The sequence below is a fragment of the Lapillicoccus sp. genome, assembly GCF_046595215.1.
Classification (GTDB): domain Bacteria; phylum Actinomycetota; class Actinomycetes; order Actinomycetales; family Dermatophilaceae; genus Lapillicoccus.
Genome location: NZ_JBKJPP010000207.1, coordinates 1 through 14,334, shown reverse-complemented (window position 1 = coordinate 14,334; position 14,334 = coordinate 1). Strand labels below are relative to the sequence as shown.

Annotated in this window: 13 protein-coding genes, 1 tRNA gene and 1 other RNA gene; 7 read left to right on the top strand and 8 right to left on the bottom strand. The window is 71.7% G+C overall.

Annotated elements, in window-relative coordinates; genetic code table 11:
* Positions 1-180: 180 nt before the first annotated feature.
* Positions 181-268, bottom strand: a tRNA-Ser gene (locus ACLL9L_RS17395).
* Positions 269-375: 107 nt separating this feature from the next.
* Here ACLL9L_RS17395 and ACLL9L_RS17390 point away from each other — a divergent pair.
* Positions 376-1,698, top strand: coding sequence for an MFS transporter (locus ACLL9L_RS17390; RefSeq protein ID WP_411285911.1), 1,323 nt, complete (start codon positions 376-378; stop codon positions 1,696-1,698).
* A 22-nt stretch (positions 1,699-1,720) separates the two neighbouring features.
* Positions 1,721-1,817: signal recognition particle sRNA small type (ffs, locus tag ACLL9L_RS17385), an RNA gene on the top strand.
* Between the two features lie 33 nt (positions 1,818-1,850).
* Here the strand turns inward: ffs and ACLL9L_RS17380 are convergent.
* The 5 genes from ACLL9L_RS17380 to ACLL9L_RS17360 form a co-directional block, all read right to left on the bottom strand.
* Positions 1,851-3,221, bottom strand: coding sequence for a hypothetical protein (locus ACLL9L_RS17380; RefSeq protein WP_411285910.1), 1,371 nt, complete (start codon positions 3,219-3,221; stop codon positions 1,851-1,853).
* Positions 3,218-3,901, bottom strand: a complete 684-nt coding sequence (locus ACLL9L_RS17375; RefSeq protein WP_411285909.1) for an ATP-binding cassette domain-containing protein — start codon at positions 3,899-3,901, stop codon at positions 3,218-3,220. Before ACLL9L_RS17375 ends, ACLL9L_RS17380 begins: the two co-directional genes overlap by 4 nt.
* 89 nt (positions 3,902-3,990) lie before the next feature.
* Positions 3,991-4,641, bottom strand: a complete 651-nt coding sequence (locus tag ACLL9L_RS17370; protein WP_411285908.1) for a response regulator — start codon at positions 4,639-4,641, stop codon at positions 3,991-3,993.
* Positions 4,638-6,065 (bottom strand): sensor histidine kinase, encoded by a 1,428-nt coding sequence (locus tag ACLL9L_RS17365; RefSeq protein WP_411285907.1) that lies wholly within the window; start codon positions 6,063-6,065, stop codon positions 4,638-4,640. The genes ACLL9L_RS17370 and ACLL9L_RS17365 overlap by 4 nt, the downstream gene beginning before the upstream one ends.
* Positions 6,066-6,074: 9 nt before the next feature.
* The gene (locus tag ACLL9L_RS17360) at positions 6,075-6,587 is read right to left on the bottom strand and encodes a hypothetical protein (RefSeq protein WP_411285906.1); all 513 of its coding nucleotides are present in this window, start codon (positions 6,585-6,587) and stop codon (positions 6,075-6,077) included.
* A 248-nt stretch (positions 6,588-6,835) separates the two neighbouring features.
* Between ACLL9L_RS17360 and ACLL9L_RS17355 the strand changes: the two genes are divergently transcribed.
* Positions 6,836-9,181 (top strand): DNA polymerase III subunit gamma and tau, encoded by a 2,346-nt coding sequence (locus tag ACLL9L_RS17355; RefSeq protein ID WP_411285905.1) that lies wholly within the window; start codon positions 6,836-6,838, stop codon positions 9,179-9,181.
* A gap of 23 nt (positions 9,182-9,204) precedes the next feature.
* On the opposite strand, the gene ACLL9L_RS17350 is transcribed toward ACLL9L_RS17355, so the two are convergent.
* Together ACLL9L_RS17350 and ACLL9L_RS17345 are read right to left on the bottom strand one after the other, a co-directional pair.
* Positions 9,205-10,140: a Dyp-type peroxidase gene (locus tag ACLL9L_RS17350; RefSeq protein WP_411285904.1), complete on the bottom strand. Its 936-nt coding sequence runs from the start codon at positions 10,138-10,140 to the stop codon at positions 9,205-9,207.
* Positions 10,141-10,197: 57 nt separating this feature from the next.
* Positions 10,198-10,650, bottom strand: coding sequence for a MarR family winged helix-turn-helix transcriptional regulator (locus ACLL9L_RS17345; RefSeq protein ID WP_411285903.1), 453 nt, complete (start codon positions 10,648-10,650; stop codon positions 10,198-10,200).
* A 99-nt stretch (positions 10,651-10,749) separates the two neighbouring features.
* On the opposite strand from ACLL9L_RS17345, the gene ACLL9L_RS17340 reads away from it, so the two are divergent.
* The 4 genes from ACLL9L_RS17340 (at position 10,750) to ACLL9L_RS17325 (ending at position 14,121) form a co-directional block, all read left to right on the top strand.
* Positions 10,750-11,583 (top strand): alpha/beta fold hydrolase, encoded by an 834-nt coding sequence (locus ACLL9L_RS17340; RefSeq protein ID WP_411285902.1) that lies wholly within the window; start codon positions 10,750-10,752, stop codon positions 11,581-11,583.
* 75 nt (positions 11,584-11,658) lie between these two features.
* Positions 11,659-12,099 carry an OsmC family peroxiredoxin gene (locus ACLL9L_RS17335; RefSeq protein ID WP_411285901.1) on the top strand — a complete coding sequence of 147 codons (441 nt, stop codon included), beginning with the start codon at positions 11,659-11,661 and terminating at the stop codon, positions 12,097-12,099.
* Positions 12,100-12,219: 120 nt separating this feature from the next.
* Positions 12,220-12,909, top strand: a complete 690-nt coding sequence (locus ACLL9L_RS17330; protein ID WP_411285900.1) for a lysophospholipid acyltransferase family protein — start codon at positions 12,220-12,222, stop codon at positions 12,907-12,909.
* 105 nt (positions 12,910-13,014) lie between these two features.
* Positions 13,015-14,121, top strand: coding sequence for a HoxN/HupN/NixA family nickel/cobalt transporter (locus ACLL9L_RS17325; RefSeq protein ID WP_411285899.1), 1,107 nt, complete (start codon positions 13,015-13,017; stop codon positions 14,119-14,121).
* Positions 14,122-14,334: the final 213 nt, after the last annotated feature.

The following is a 14,334-nucleotide window of genomic DNA, read 5'->3' as shown; positions in this document are numbered from 1 at the left end:
TCACGCTCCAACCGCTGCTCGCCGTTCTCGACGCCCAGCCGCTTCAGCTCGGCGAAGTCGCCGGTGGACGGGCCACTGGTGCCCTTCTCTGGCATGACTCCCCTCATGGCCGATGCCTCCTCGGTTCGGGGGACTCTCACCTGACGGACGGGAGCGGGGCTGATTCGTGCTCAGACCTGATGGCGGAGGATAGGGGATTTGAACCCCTGAGAGCTTTCACTCAACACGCTTTCCAAGCGTGCGCACTAGGCCACTATGCGAATCCTCCGTCGGGCAGGCTACCGGAGCGGGGGGCGCTTCCGAAATCGTGGGGGGAGGCTCGGCCGGCCGGTAAACCGTTTGGGAGCTGTCGGTGCTGGACGGCAAACTTGACCGGTGTCCACCACCACCGCCAGACCCTCCCTCGCCTCGTTCTGGCACGACCTGCCACGGGCCGGCAAGTTCCTGCTCTCGACCGTCATCATCGACTTCATCGGCACCGGTCTGGTCATCCCGTTCAGCGTCGTCTACCTCCACGAGGTGCGCCAGTTCGACCTCCAGCACGTCGGCTTCCTGCTCGCGATCCCGGCGGTCATCGGCATGCTCGTCGTCGGCCCGGCCGGTGTCGTCATCGACCGGATCGGTGCCCGGGCCGTGGTCGTCACCGCGATCAGCATCCAGATCGTCGCCAACGTCGTCATGGCCTTTGCCACGACGGAGCTGCGGGCGGCGGTTGCCGGCGTGCTCCTCGGCTTCTCCGGGGGGGTCATCTGGCCGGCGGTCAACACGTTGGTCGCCACGATCATCCCGAGCCGCCTCCGGCAGCGCTACTTCGGCCTGAACTTCACGCTGCTCAACCTCGGGATCGGCATCGGCGGAGCCCTGGGTGGGCTGGTCGTCGACGTCCACCGCCCGGGGACCTTCGTCGCGATCTTCCTCATCGACGCGGCCACCTACCTCGCGCCGCTCGCGATCCTGCTGGGTCCGCTGCGCCACGTCTCGGGCCGGGTCGCGGCGCCGGTCCACGACGACCCCGGCACCCCGGTGGCTCCCGCGGTGACCTACCGCGCCCTGCTGCGCGACCGGGCCCTGCTGCCGATCCTGGTCCTGACCTTCGTTGGCTCCTTCGTCGGCTACGGTCAGCTCAACACCGGGCTGCCGGCCTTCGGCAGGGCGCAGGCACAGATCTCGACGCAGACGCTCGGCCTGGCCTTTGCCGCGAACACTCTCGTCATCGTCGTCCTGCAGCTCTTCGTGCTCCAGCGCATCGAGGGCCGTCGGCGCACGCGCGTCGTGGCGGTGATGGGCGGAATCTGGGCGCTCGCCTTCCTCGCCCTCGGTGCATCGGGGCTGGTGCCCGGCTCGCTCGCCGCGGCGCTGCTCTTCGGCGCCTGCCTGGCGATCTTCGGGCTCGGCGAGACGTTCTACCAGCCGACCGTCCCGGCGATGATCAACGATCTCGCGCCCGACCATCTCCGGGGCCGCTACAACGCGCTGATGAGCATGTCGTGGCAGTCCGCCTCGGTTGTCGGCCCGGTCGTCGCCGGCGTGCTCGTCGGGCGCGGCTGGAGCACGGCATACATCGTCATGCTCGTCGGCGGCTGCATGGTCGTCGCCTGGCTCGCGTGGTCCAGCGAGCGGCAACTGCCGCCGCACGTCAACGGCATCCGGGTCACCGAGCCGGTGGCGGGGGAGTCCGAGGAGCAACTTTCGGTCTGAGGCGGCTGGCCCATAGACTGAGGGCGGCACCCCGCGTGGTGGTACCCCACTGAACTCCCCCAGGGTAGGAATGCAGCAAGGGCAGGTGGGCTCTTCCAGGTACGCGGGGTGTCTTGGTGTCCGGCCAGCACTAGCCGAGCACCAGCCGAGCACTAGCCCCGGTGCGCCTCGTCGAGCAGCCGCACGGAGCGCAACCCAAACAGCGTCGTGCCCCACGTGACGGCCAGGAGCAGCAGCACGCCGTTGCCAGGCGCCCCCGCCGTGACGAAGGCGGTCGCGCCCGTGCCGCCGATCAGGGTGACGATCATCGGTGAGCCGTACCAGAGGGCGGTGGACGCTACGCCCCGACCGGGGCCGAACGCCGAGATCGGCGGCAGCCCGCGGAAGGCAGCCATCAGGTGGGCGCTCGAGAGCAGACCCGTCATCAGCAGGGCCCAGACCAGCCCGCGGACGCTCGCCCCGAGGGCAGCCACCGACGCCGCGCCGACGACGAGGCCCACCGCCGCATACAGCACGGCAGGCGCGACGAGGTGGGCCTGCGCCTCACGGCGGGCGTCGATGCCCAAGATCGGCGGGGTGCCGGCGTTGTCGCCCTGCAGCCGCATGCCCTCGGCGAGCACGCCGACGCCGAGGTAGCCGACGACGAGGCTCGCGAACGCGACAAAGCTGGGGACGCCCGGGGCGGAGCCGTGGACCAGCCCGTAGGCGGCCAGCCCCGAGGCCACCAGGCCGGACGCCAGGGCGCCCGGTGCCCGCCGCAGACCGAGGACGTCGCGGGCCACGATGACCCCGACCGGCCCCCGGGATCGCAGGCGCACCCGGCGGGCGCGCGTGGTCGGTGACCCGATGTCGAGCCGGGCAGCGCGCAGGTCGCCCGCCAGGACGGCCCCGCCGATGGTGACGCTGCGCGCCGACTGCACGCGCAGGCCGGTGAGGTGCAACGCCCGCAGTGACCGGCGCTCGCGCAGGAACGCCGTCGGCCCCCGTTCGCCCGTCGGCCACGAGCGGACCTGACCGTGCAGCCAGGCCCCCGCGGTGAGGAGGCCGAGCAGCGCGCCCCCCAGGGCTGCGGGCACCAGCACGAGGGCGCCGCTCACCCCGGCGATCGCCAGCCCGGCCCCGAGGACCAGGCCGGAAAGCACTCCGGCCACGAGGCACCCGGCGAGGCCGAGCCGCCACCAGCGGCGCAGGACGAGGGCCCGGTCGAGCGGGCTGGTGGCGACGTGGTCGAGGTAGGGCAGGTCGGGGACGACGGGTCCCCGCACCCGAGCCACCCGGAAGACCAGGACCAGCAGCCCCGCGACGGCGAGGACAGCGAGGACGACCCCCCGGGCGCCGGTGAGGTGCTCCGCGAGCCACCGGGGGTCGAGGAACCTGAAGAACTGCTGCGACGCCGGCACGCCGTAGGACAGGGCGGCGATGACCGCGACGTAGACGGCATACAGGGCGTTGGACTCACCCTCGTGCGCACCGCCGGTGATGACGTGGCGGGCCCGCTCGAGCCGGTCGGCGTCGACGCTCATGCGCCGGTGATGTCGACGACCCGGTCGGCAATCGCGCCGGTCATCTCGGGGTCGTGGCAGGCGATGACGAGGGCGGCCCCGGCGCGCTTGCGGTCCAGGAGGATCTGCGTCAGCAGCCCGCGCTTGTGGGTGTCGAGGCGCTGTTCCGGCTCGTCGAGCAGCAGGACTCTGGACGGACGCAGCAGCACCATCGCCAGGTGGAAGAGCTGCTGCTGGCCCGACGACAGCTCATGGGGGAAGCGCTCGGCCAGGTGCTCGATCTCGAGGGTGGCGAGCATCGCGTCGGCCCGCTCGGCGGCGGCTGCGTCCCGGCCCCAGGTGGCGTCGATGAGGACGAGGTGGTCGACGAGCGTGAGGTCGCGGTATGCCGTGGGGGCGCCGATGAGGGCGGCCACGCTCGCGCGGGTGGCCGGGGTGCGCTCGTCGACCGGCTCGCCGTCGAGGGTCACCGTGCCCGCCGAGGCGTCCATGGTGCCGGCGAGGATGCGCAGCAGCGTGGTCTTGCCGCTGCCGTTCGACCCCCGTAGCACGATGCACTTGCCGGACCGGACGTCGAGATCCGTGGCGGTGAGGAGCACGTTGTCCTCGATGAGCTTCGTGACCCCGGTGGCCCGCAGGCGCACCGAGGGCACGACCTCGTCGCCCGCTGCCGGTGTGGCTGCACTGCGGCGCCTGGCCATCCGCACCTCCCTCGTCGCGGGCCAGTGTCGCACCCCGACCCGGACGCGGCGTGATCGCCGGCCGCACCCGGTCAGCAGGTCCGACAGGGTCAGCCGGGGCGGAGGGCGTCCTCCCCGGGCGGGGGCAGGTGGTCACGGGCCCAGAGCGCCGCGCTGGTGCGGTCGGCCACGCCGAGCTCGCGAAAGATGCGTCCGAGGTGGGCCTTGACCGTGCGCTCGCTGATCCCGAGCGCCCGGCCGACCTGCTTGTTGGCCAGCCCCTGGGCCACCAGCCGCAGGACCTGGCGCTCGCGGTCGCTGAGGGCGTCGGCGGGCTGCGGCGGGCGCCCGGCGGCGGGCAGCAGCACGGCTGCGACCCGTGGGTCGAGGGGCACGTGCCCCGCCGCGGCGGAGCGGATGGCGGCGACCAGCTCCCGGGGCTCGCCGTCCTTGAGCAGGTAGCCGATCGCGCCGGCGGCGAGGGCTTCGCTCACGCGGGCCCGGTCGGAGAAGGAGGTGAGCACGACGATGCGGGCCTCGGGCGTCGACGCGAGGATGGTGCGGGTCGCCTCGACGCCGTCCATGACCGGCATCGACAGGTCCATGAGGATGACGTCGGGGTGCGTCTCGGCGACCATGGCAACCGCCTGCTGGCCGTCGTTCGCCGTCCCGACGACCAGCAGGTCCTCGTGGGCACCGAGCAGCCCGGCGAGTCCGGCCCGGACCAGGTGGTGGTCGTCGACGATGAGGACGCGGGTCACCGGTGTGGCCCTCGCTCGGGGGTGGCCAGGACCATGCGCCAGTGCGTCCCCTGGCCGGGAGCCGAGGCGACCTGGAGGAGGGCGCCACCCTGCTCGGCGAGGTCGGAGAGCACCCGCAGCCCGAAGTGGGCCTCCCGGGGTGAGCGAACGAGGCCCTCGGCGTCGAAACCCGGGCCGTCGTCGATGACGTCGAGGACGACGTGCCTCCCCTCCTCGCGCAGGGAGAGGGTGGCCGTGCAGGGCGCTGCATGCTTCGCGACGTTGCGCAGGCACTCCTGGGCGACCCGGTGGACCAGGCGCTGCTCGTCGCGGTCGAGACCGAGGTCGTCCGCGCCTGCGACGTCCGTGTGGATCGCCACCTCACGGCCCTCCGCGGTCTGTGCCAGGTCGGTGAGGGCGGCGGCGAGGCCGGCTCCGGCCAGGCTCGGAGGATAGATGTCCACGAGGAGGGAGCGCAGCGCGCGCATGCTCGAGCGCACCGTGCCCGACAGCTGGCGCAGCTCGTCGCCGAGGTCGGTCCGGCCGGCGGCGTCGGCTCGCTCGGCCGTGCCGGACACGGCGAAAGACGTGGCAGCCAGCTCCTGGACCGGTCCGTCGTGGAGGGTGGCGGCGATGCGCTTGCGCTCCTGGCTCGACGCGTCCACGGCCCGCTCGAGGAGACGCTCGCGCTGCGCCGAGACGCGCCGCAGCCGCGACATCAGGTGCCACAGGATGGGGGTCAGCAGGACGACGAACACCAGCAGCGAGCTCAGGGTGACGCCGGCGAAGCCGCGCCACAGCTCGTCGGCGCGCTTCTGAACGGGGTCGTAGGGCGAATATGTCTCGAACAGCAGCTCGGCGTTGGCGGGGGTCCACACCGGGCGGTAGACCTCGAGCAGCCGGTCGGCCTTCTCGAACTCGTTCTCGGACCGGCTGAGGTCGGACACCTCCGCCTTGGTCTGGGGGTGGGCGAGGACTTCGAGCTGCTCGGCGCCAAGGGCGAAACGCTGACCCATCAGCTGTGGCTCGTCCGCATAGAGGATCGTGCCGTCAGGCTTCCAGAGCTTGACCCGGACGATGCCCAGGACGAGCACGCGCTTGCGAACGATGTCGTCGAAGGCCGCCAGCGCAGCCGGGTCCCCTGACATCATGGCGTCGTTGAGGGACGGCTGGACCACGGCCAGGGCGAGGACTTGGGCGATCCTTGCGGCGTCGTTGACCGCTTGGAGCTCGGCCAGGTTCTTGGCCGAGAAGGAACCGGCGACGCCCACGACGGCGAAGACGAGCAGGCTCCCGGCGATGATCTGGGACAAGATCCGCCCACGGCGCAGCGGCGGCTCGTGGGTGATCCGCTGGGTGGGCGACGACAGGGGCACCCACGGCGGCACGAATCCCCGGCCGGGCGGCAGCCTGACCGGGGAGGTCGAGTCGGGGGTGAGCGTCATCCACCAGTCCTAACCATGTCCACTCGAACCGTGGTCGTCGGACCCCGAGCCGGAGGACCCCGAGCCGGAGGACCCCGAGCCGGAGGACCCCGAGCCGGAGGACCCCGAGCCGGAGGTTCCCGAGCCGGAGGTTCCCGAGTCGGAGGTTCCGGACGACCCGGTCCGGCCCGAGCCCGACGGACCGGTGCTCCGTGCGGGCGTGGGGGTGGCGGTGGCGTGGTTGCGGCCGTGGTCGTCTGCCACCCGGGGCGCGGTGGTGGCGCTGGCGCGGTCGCCGCCGTGGTCGTCTGCGGTCGCGCTCGCCGTCGCCGTCGTGGCCGATTCGGTGGGGTGTTCGCCGCTGGGCTCAGCAGTGGCAGTGCCGCGGGCCCGGTCGCCGCCGTGGTCGTCCACCATGATCTGGGCCGTCTCGGGGACACGCATGGGCACGGCCTGCGAGAACGAGGCGTTGCCGGACAGGCCCACCAGGGCGGGCACGACTGCCACACCGACGGCGGCGAGGTAGGCGAGTGAGCGCTTCATGACCATCCTTTCCAAACACTGTGATTGTGCTCCACAAGGGACGGGAGGGGGGCCGCATCCGTGGCATTCCCTTGATCCTTCGTGCAGACCTCGCGGTGGGCGAGTGGCGGACGGGCTGTCGGACGTCTGCGTGGTATGACGATGGGGCCGGGACATGGGCAACCACCATCGGGCGATGGTCGTAGTACCTGCCGACCCTGTGCACACGGCATACCGGGGTGTCGCTGGACGCCATTAAGGTTCGGGGGGTGAGCACCGCCCTGTACCGCCGCTACCGGCCCGAGAGCTTCGCCGACGTCATCGGCCAGGAGCACGTGACCGAGCCGCTCATGCAGGCGCTGCGCACGGGGCGCGTCAACCACGCCTACCTCTTCAGCGGACCACGCGGGTGCGGCAAAACGACCAGTGCCCGCATCCTCGCCCGCTGCCTCAACTGCGAGCAGAGCCCGACCCCCGAGCCCTGCGGCGTCTGCGACTCCTGCGTCGCCCTAGCGCGCGGCGGGTCCGGCTCGGTGGACGTCATCGAGATCGACGCGGCCAGCCACGGCGGCGTCGACGACGCTCGTGACCTGCGCGAGCGGGCCTCCTACGGGCCGGCGCAGAGCCGATACAAGATCTACATCATCGACGAGGCGCACATGGTGACGCCGCAGGGCTTCAACGCGCTGCTCAAGATCGTCGAGGAGCCCCCGGAGCACGTGAAGTTCGTCTTCGCGACGACCGAGCCCGAGAAGGTCATCGGCACGATCCGCTCCCGCACGCACCACTACCCGTTCCGGCTCGTGCCGCCGGCCCGGCTCACGACCTACCTCGAGGGGCTCTGCGTCCAGGAGCAGGTGCCCGTCGCTCCCGGCGTGCTCGGGTTCGTCACCCGCGCCGGCGGGGGGTCGGTCCGCGACTCGCTGTCCGTGCTGGACCAGCTCATCGCCGGCTCGGGGGAGGAGGGGCTGACCTACGACGGTGCGGCCGCGCTCCTGGGCTTCACCGACGGCGAGCTCCTCGATGCGACGATCGACGCGTTCGCCGCCGCCGACGGGGCCGCGGTGTTCACCCAGGTCGACCGGCTCATCGAGTCGGGACATGACCCGCGCCGTTTCGTCGAGGACCTGCTCGAGCGGCTGCGCGACCTCATCATCATCGCCGCGGTGCCCGACGGCGCCGCAGCGGTGCTCCGGGGAGTGCCCGAGGACCAGCTCGACCGGATGCGGGGCCAGCAGTCGCGCTTCGGCGCCGGCATGTTGTCGCGGGCCGCGGACATCGTCAACACCGGCCTGACCGAGATGACCGGGGCCACCGCGCCGCGCCTGCAGCTGGAGCTGATCTGCGCGCGCATCCTCCTCCCGGCCGCGTCCGGTGAGAGCGGGTATGCCGCGCGGCTGGACCGCCTCGAGCGTCGCCTCGACCTCGGGGGCACGCCGTCGGCGGCAGCCGCCCAGCCCGCTGCCCCGGCCGCCCCGACCCGTCCGGGACCGGCGGCCCTGTCGTCGCCCGCCCCGAGCCGGTCAGCGGAGGCGAGCGGGTCGGCCGGGGATGGCCCTCCCCCCGGGCCGGTTGCCGCACCGCCGGACGCCGACGTCGTCGTCGTACCACCGACGGCGGCAGGCTCGCCGCGGGAGACGAGTGCCTCCATCCCCTCGGGCGAGAGCCCGCCCGGCAGGCCGGTGGCGCCGTCCTCAGCGTCGCCCGGCGGCATCGACGCAGCCGCGATCCGTCGGGTGTGGCCCGACGTGCTCGCCCGGATCTTCGGGATGCGCCGTGCGACCTGGACGTTCGTCTCGCAGCACGCCCAGGTGATCGACTACGACGGCACGAAGCTCGTCCTCGGGATCGCCACCGTCGGGCTGGCCAACACCTTCCGGCAGGGCAACCACGCCGAGCTCGTGCGTCAGGCGCTGATCGACGAGATCGGTGTGGACGTGCCCGTCGAGGGCATTGCGACCCCGGACGCGGCACCGGGTGCCGCGACGGCTCCCCCCCCGATGGGCGAGGGCCCGACCGACGCCGACGAACCCGAGCCGCCCCCTTTTGAGGGGCCGCCGTTGCGGCCGCGCCGGCCCGCGGCACCCGCGGCCGAGGCCGGTCCGGGCCCGGCTGGGTCCGGTGCCTCCCACGGGTCGTCAACCGCATCGGCCTCCGCAGCCCGTGGCGGCGACTGGGGGGCCGGCGCGGACCCCGCTCCCGACGGGGCCACCGCACCTGCGGGCCGGCCCGCCGATCCGCCCCGAGCTCCCGCGTCCGCCCCAGCCACGGCCCTTGCCACGACCCCTGTTACGACCCCAGCTCGGGCCGGCACCGGAGTGGCGGCGCCGGGCCCGCAGCGCCCCGTCAACGCCTCCGAGCGAGCCGCGTCGGTGCGTCAGGAGATCGCCCGCGCCAGGAGCGGGGCGGCGCAGCCGGGATCGTCCCGGGACGGGCGTGGCAGCAGGCTGGGAGACTCCGGCCCGGCCCCGCCCGGCACCAACAGGTCCACGCCAACCGTCGACGACAGCGGGGCGAGCGCTGACGACGAGGACATCGCCCTGTCCGGGGCGGTAGGTCGAGCGGTCATCGAGAAGGTCCTCGGCGGCCGCGTGATCGGCGAGCTCGAGGACTAGGCCGGGGGTTCACCGGGCCGGGGTCAGTCGTGCTCGCCGGCGAGATGCTCGCCCGGCGAGACGAACGCGGCAAGCGCCTCGAGGGCCGGGACGACGTAGTACGCCCCGGTGAGCGGCGTGGAGTAGCGGGTGAGGGCGTCCCGGATCCCGTCCTCGACCCCGGCCATCCTCTCGAGCATCCGGTGCATCGGCCGGGGGTCGGCGCTTAAGCCGACGAACATCGTCCCGTGCTCACCGACGCTGCCGTAGGGGACGTTGCGCCGGAAGATCTCCAGCTCCTGCCCGTCCTCGTCCTCGATCACCGTCCGGCTGACGTGGGAGTCCTCCGGCAGGACGTCGTCGTCGAGCTCCACGCTGTCGGCCTTGGTGCGGCCCATGACGAGTTCCTGCTCGGCCACGGCCAACGCGTTCCACCGCTCGGCGTGGTGCACCCACTGCTGCACGAGCACGACCGACGACCCCTGGCCGGGCGCGCCGTCAGGGACCAGGGCGACCCCCGGTGCCTTCGCGAGCGAGGGGTTCTCCGTGCCGTCCTCGAAACCGGTGAGGTCGCGGCTGTGCCGGTAGGACCAGCCGGTGACCTCGCTCGCCGGGGTCGCCACCGGGGCTAGTGCCGAGACCACGTCGGTGGCCACGTCGAAGACGAGATCGGGTGCCGCGCCGGCGACCCACACCCAGGCGTCCTGCTGCGTCGCGGGCATCGCGAACCCGTCCACGCCGACCACCGGCGTCTCGAGGTCCCGGGCGTTGGCGGGTTGCCCGTCCGGGACGACCTCAGCCCAGAGCGACGGGCGGACGCCCACGACGAGGTTGACACCACCGACCGTCGTGTGCGGCTCCTCGAGGTCCGCCAGTGCCCGCACGAGCGCCCCGGGCTCGCTGCCCGGGCGCCGGGTGAACTCGAGGAAACAGTGGGACGAGGTGCCGACGGCGAAGATGCCGGTCTGCGCGGTGGCCATGGGTCAAGCCTCTCAGCACGGTCGGGGAACGGAGGGGGAGGGGTGGAGGGCACCTCGTCAGTCGTCGTATGCCGCGGCGACGGCAGCCGCCGAGGCGGTGACGGACTGCAGGGTGGCCTGCAGCTCGGTGGCCTGGGCGGCGGTCAACCCGAGCGCCGCACTGATGGCGTCCTGCAGGGCTGCGCCGTGGGATCTCAGCGACGAGCCCACCTCGGTCAGCCCGATGTTGACGGAGCGCTCGTCGTCGTCACGCCGCCGACGGGTGAGCAGCCCGTTGTCCTCCATCCGGCGCAGCAGGGGTGTCAGCGTGCCGTAGTCCAGGCGCAGGGTGGTGCTGAGCTCCTTGACGGTGAGGGGCTCGTCGCGCCAGAGCACCACCAGAACGAGGTACTGCGGGTAGGTCAGTCCGAGCGGCGCCAGCAGCGGCCGGTAGACGGCCGTGAGCGCCCGCGACGCGGCATACAGGTCAAAGCACAGGAGCTCGGAGAGCCCGGCGTGTGGCGCGTCCATCAGGCGAACCCCTTCTCGTCGTCCCGGAATATATCTGGTAGACACTGTACTTGTGCACGAGGTAAGGCACCAACGACGAGGACGAACCATGGAGGTTCCATGAGCACCCTGCAGGTAGGTACGGAGAACAACGCCCCCATCGAGATCCACTACGAGGACTACGGCACCGGTAAGCCCGTCGTCCTGATCCACGGCTGGCCGCTCAGCGGACGGTCATGGGAGGCCCAGATCCCCGCCCTCGTCGAGGCCGGCCATCGGGTCATCACCTACGACCGGCGCGGCTTCGGCGCGTCCTCGCAGCCGTGGGCCGGCTACGACTACGACACGTTCACCGCCGACCTCAAGACGCTGCTCGACCACCTCGACCTGCGTGAGGCCACCCTCGTCGGGTTCTCGATGGGCGGCGGCGAGGTCGTGCGCTACATCGCCACCTTCGGCACGGACCGGGTCGCCAAGGCCGTGCTGGCGTCCGCCGTCCCGCCGTACCTCTTCAAGGCCGACGACAACCCGGACGGGGCACTGGATGACGCCACGATCGGGCAGTTCCAGGCTGGGGTCACCGGTGACCGGCTCGCCTTCCTCGACGGGTTCACGACCACCTTCTTCAGCGCCGACGGTGAGCTCAAGGTCAGCGAGCCCCAGCGTCTGTATGCCCGCGACATCGCCGCCTTCGCCTCACCGAAGGGCACCCTCGACTGCATCACGGCGTTCGCCCGCACCGACTTCCGGGGCGACGTCAGGAGGGTCACCGTCCCGACCCTGGTCATCCACGGCGACAGCGACGCGGTCGTGCCGTTCGAGGCCAGCGGCAAGCGCTCCCACGAGGCCATCGCCGGCAGCGAGCTCGTCGTCATCAGGGGCGGCCCGCACGCGATCAACGCCACTCACGTGGCCGAGTTCAACGAGGCCCTGCTCGCCTTCCTTGCCCGCTGAGTCGTCTCCCCGCACCACCGCGTCACCCGAAGCACCTCAACCCTCTGAAGCACCTCAACTCCCAGGAGAGAAAACATGCCCACTCGTTCCGCACGCACCGCCTGGACCGGCACCCTCGAAAAGGGCTCTGGCCAGGTCGAGCTCAGCAGCTCCCAGGTCGGCACCTACGACGTCTCCTTCCCCAAGCGGGCGGCCGACGACGCCGGCGGCACGACGAGCCCCGAGGAGCTGATCGCCGCGGCGCACTCCTCCTGCTACGCCATGCAGCTGTCGGCCCTGATCGCCGAAGCCGGCGGCACGCCGATCTCCCTCGACGTCAAGGCCGACGTCTCGCTCGGCGCGGACAGCGCCGGTGGCTTCAAGCTCACCGGCATCGCTCTCACCGTGCGCGGTGAGGTCGAGGGCCTCGACGAGGCCGGCTTCGCCAAGGCGGCCGAGGACGCCAAGGCCACCTGCCCCGTCAGCAAGGCCCTCACCGGCGTCGACATCACCCTGGACGCGGCGCTCAAGAGCTGACACCGCCCCAACCTCAGGCCCAGCGGCCGGTCCGTCCGACATCCCGGGCGGGCCGGCCGTGCCTGGTCTGAGGCGCGGACCGACCTGCAGTCACGGGGAGGGCCCACTATCGTCGGGCGCATGTACTACCGGCTCGGGAAGACGCTCCTGAAGCCGTTGACCCACGCGCTCTACCGGCCGACGATCACCGGGACCGAGCACGTCCCCCGCTCCGGCGGCGTGATCCTCGCCAGCAACCACCTGTCGTTCATCGACTCCTTTGCCATCCCGCTCTCGGCGCCGCGGCAGGTCCGCTTCCTCGCCAAGGACGACTACTTCACCGGACCCGGCCCCGGCGGGGCGATCCGCCGGGGCCTGTTCCAGGCGATGGGCGCGATCCCCGTTGACCGGCGCTCCTCACGGGCCGCCCAGGAGTCCCTCGACGCCGCCCTGAGCGTCCTGCAGGCGGGGGACGCCTTCGGGATCTACCCCGAGGGCACCCGCTCGCGAGACGGCCGGCTCTACCGCGGCCGCACGGGCGTCGCCTTTCTCGCCCTGACCGCCCGGGTGCCGATCGTCCCCGTCGCCCTCGAGGGGACCGAGGACATCATGCCCATCGGCTCGAGGTTTCCCCGGCTGGCGCGGGTCAGCGTCTCCTTCGGAGAACCCATCGACGCCGCCGGGCACTATGCCGGTATGCCGCAGGGCCGGGCCCGCCGCGAGCTCACCGACGAGGTGATGGCCGCGATCGCCGCCCTGTCCGGCCAAGAGCGCGCCGACGTCTTCAACGAGCTGCCGCCCGAGGCCCGGGGCCCGGCCATCGGGACCTGACCCGGGTCGTCGGCCCCGCTGCGTCCGCCGAATGGGCCCGACCCACCTGGACCGGCTTATTGCGATTTGCTTGCAATAGATCGTCCTCGGCCCTATCGTGACGCCGTGACCAATCTCCGCAACCCTCCCGCCGCCGGCCTGCGAGCGCGCGTCGCGCTCCGCAGCGGCGAGCGTCGCAGCATCCTGGGCATGGCCGGCTTCATCCTGCTGCTGCACCTCGTCGGCTGGGGGGTGCTCGTCGGCCTCGTCGCCCCGCACGAGTACCAGGTGGGGGGCCAGCTCTTCGGGATCGGCCTCGGTGTCACGGCGTACACGCTCGGCATGCGCCACGCCTTCGACGCCGACCACATCGCGGCGATCGACAACACGACCCGCAAGTTGATGACCGAGGGCAAGCGGCCGATGAGTGTCGGCTTCTGGTTCAGCCTCGGCCACAGCTCGGTCGTCTTCATCATGGTCACGCTGCTGGCCCTGGGGATCCGGGCGCTCGCCGGGGCCATCGAGGACGACCAGTCGACGCTGCAGCAGACGGCCGGCCTGTGGGGGACGTCGGTGTCCGGGGTGTTCCTCATCCTCATCGGTCTGATCAACCTCGCGGCGCTCATCGGCATCCTCAAGGTGTTCCGCAAGATGCGCCACGGCAGCTTCGACGAGCAGGAGCTCGAGCTGCAGCTCGACAAACGGGGCTTCCTCAACCGGATCCTCGGCCGGGTCACCCGCACGGTCACCAAGCCCTGGCACATGTATCCCGTCGGGCTGCTCTTCGGCCTCGGCTTCGACACCGTGACGGAGGTGGGTCTGCTGGTGATCGCCGGCGGTGCGGCGGCGGCGAGCCTGCCGTGGTGGGCGGTCGTGACGCTGCCGATCCTGTTTGCCGCCGGAATGTCGCTGCTGGACACCATCGACGGATCGTTCATGAACTTTGCCTATGGCTGGGCCTTCTCCAAGCCGATCCGCAAGATCTACTACAACATCACCATCACGGCACTGTCCGTCGCAGTCGCCCTCCTGATCGGCGGCATCGAACTCATCTCGATCCTCACCCAGAAGCTCCGCATCACTACCGGGCCGCTGGCCACGATCGGCTCGGTCAACCTCAACAGCGTGGGTTACTGGATCGTCGGCCTGTTCATTGCCACCTGGGCCGTGGCGCTGGTCGTATGGCGTCTCGGCCACATCGAGCAGCGCTGGGAGTCAAGCCTGGGCGACTGACCCAGGCACCCGTCATACGGCGTGGCATCACCCTCCCCAATCCCTCGTCCTGTTGCGTTGAAACCACCGTTCAGGGTCCGAATTGGCCACGAATGGTGGCTTCGGCGCAAGGAGTGAAGTCCGGGCAGGGTCAGGCCTGACCGCCGATCCCCTCGTGGGGGGCCGGGTGACCAAGACGGCCGGCGTTGTAGTCCTCGAAGGCCTCCATCAGCT

Excerpts from the sequence above, each read along its gene's own strand:
- ACLL9L_RS17380 (WP_411285910.1), bottom strand. The coding sequence starts at position 3,221 with ATGAGCGTCGACGCCGACCGGCTCGAGCGGGCCCGCCACGTCATCACC.
- ACLL9L_RS17375 (WP_411285909.1), bottom strand. The coding sequence starts at position 3,901 with ATGGCCAGGCGCCGCAGTGCAGCCACACCGGCAGCGGGCGACGAGGTC.
- ACLL9L_RS17365 (WP_411285907.1), bottom strand. The coding sequence starts at position 6,065 with ATGACGCTCACCCCCGACTCGACCTCCCCGGTCAGGCTGCCGCCCGGC.
- ACLL9L_RS17360 (WP_411285906.1), bottom strand. The coding sequence starts at position 6,587 with ATGAAGCGCTCACTCGCCTACCTCGCCGCCGTCGGTGTGGCAGTCGTG.
- ACLL9L_RS17350 (WP_411285904.1), bottom strand. The coding sequence starts at position 10,140 with ATGGCCACCGCGCAGACCGGCATCTTCGCCGTCGGCACCTCGTCCCAC.
- ACLL9L_RS17345 (WP_411285903.1), bottom strand. The coding sequence starts at position 10,650 with ATGGACGCGCCACACGCCGGGCTCTCCGAGCTCCTGTGCTTTGACCTG.
- ACLL9L_RS17340 (WP_411285902.1), top strand. The coding sequence starts at position 10,750 with ATGAGCACCCTGCAGGTAGGTACGGAGAACAACGCCCCCATCGAGATC.
- ACLL9L_RS17335 (WP_411285901.1), top strand. The coding sequence starts at position 11,659 with ATGCCCACTCGTTCCGCACGCACCGCCTGGACCGGCACCCTCGAAAAG.
- ACLL9L_RS17330 (WP_411285900.1), top strand. The coding sequence starts at position 12,220 with ATGTACTACCGGCTCGGGAAGACGCTCCTGAAGCCGTTGACCCACGCG.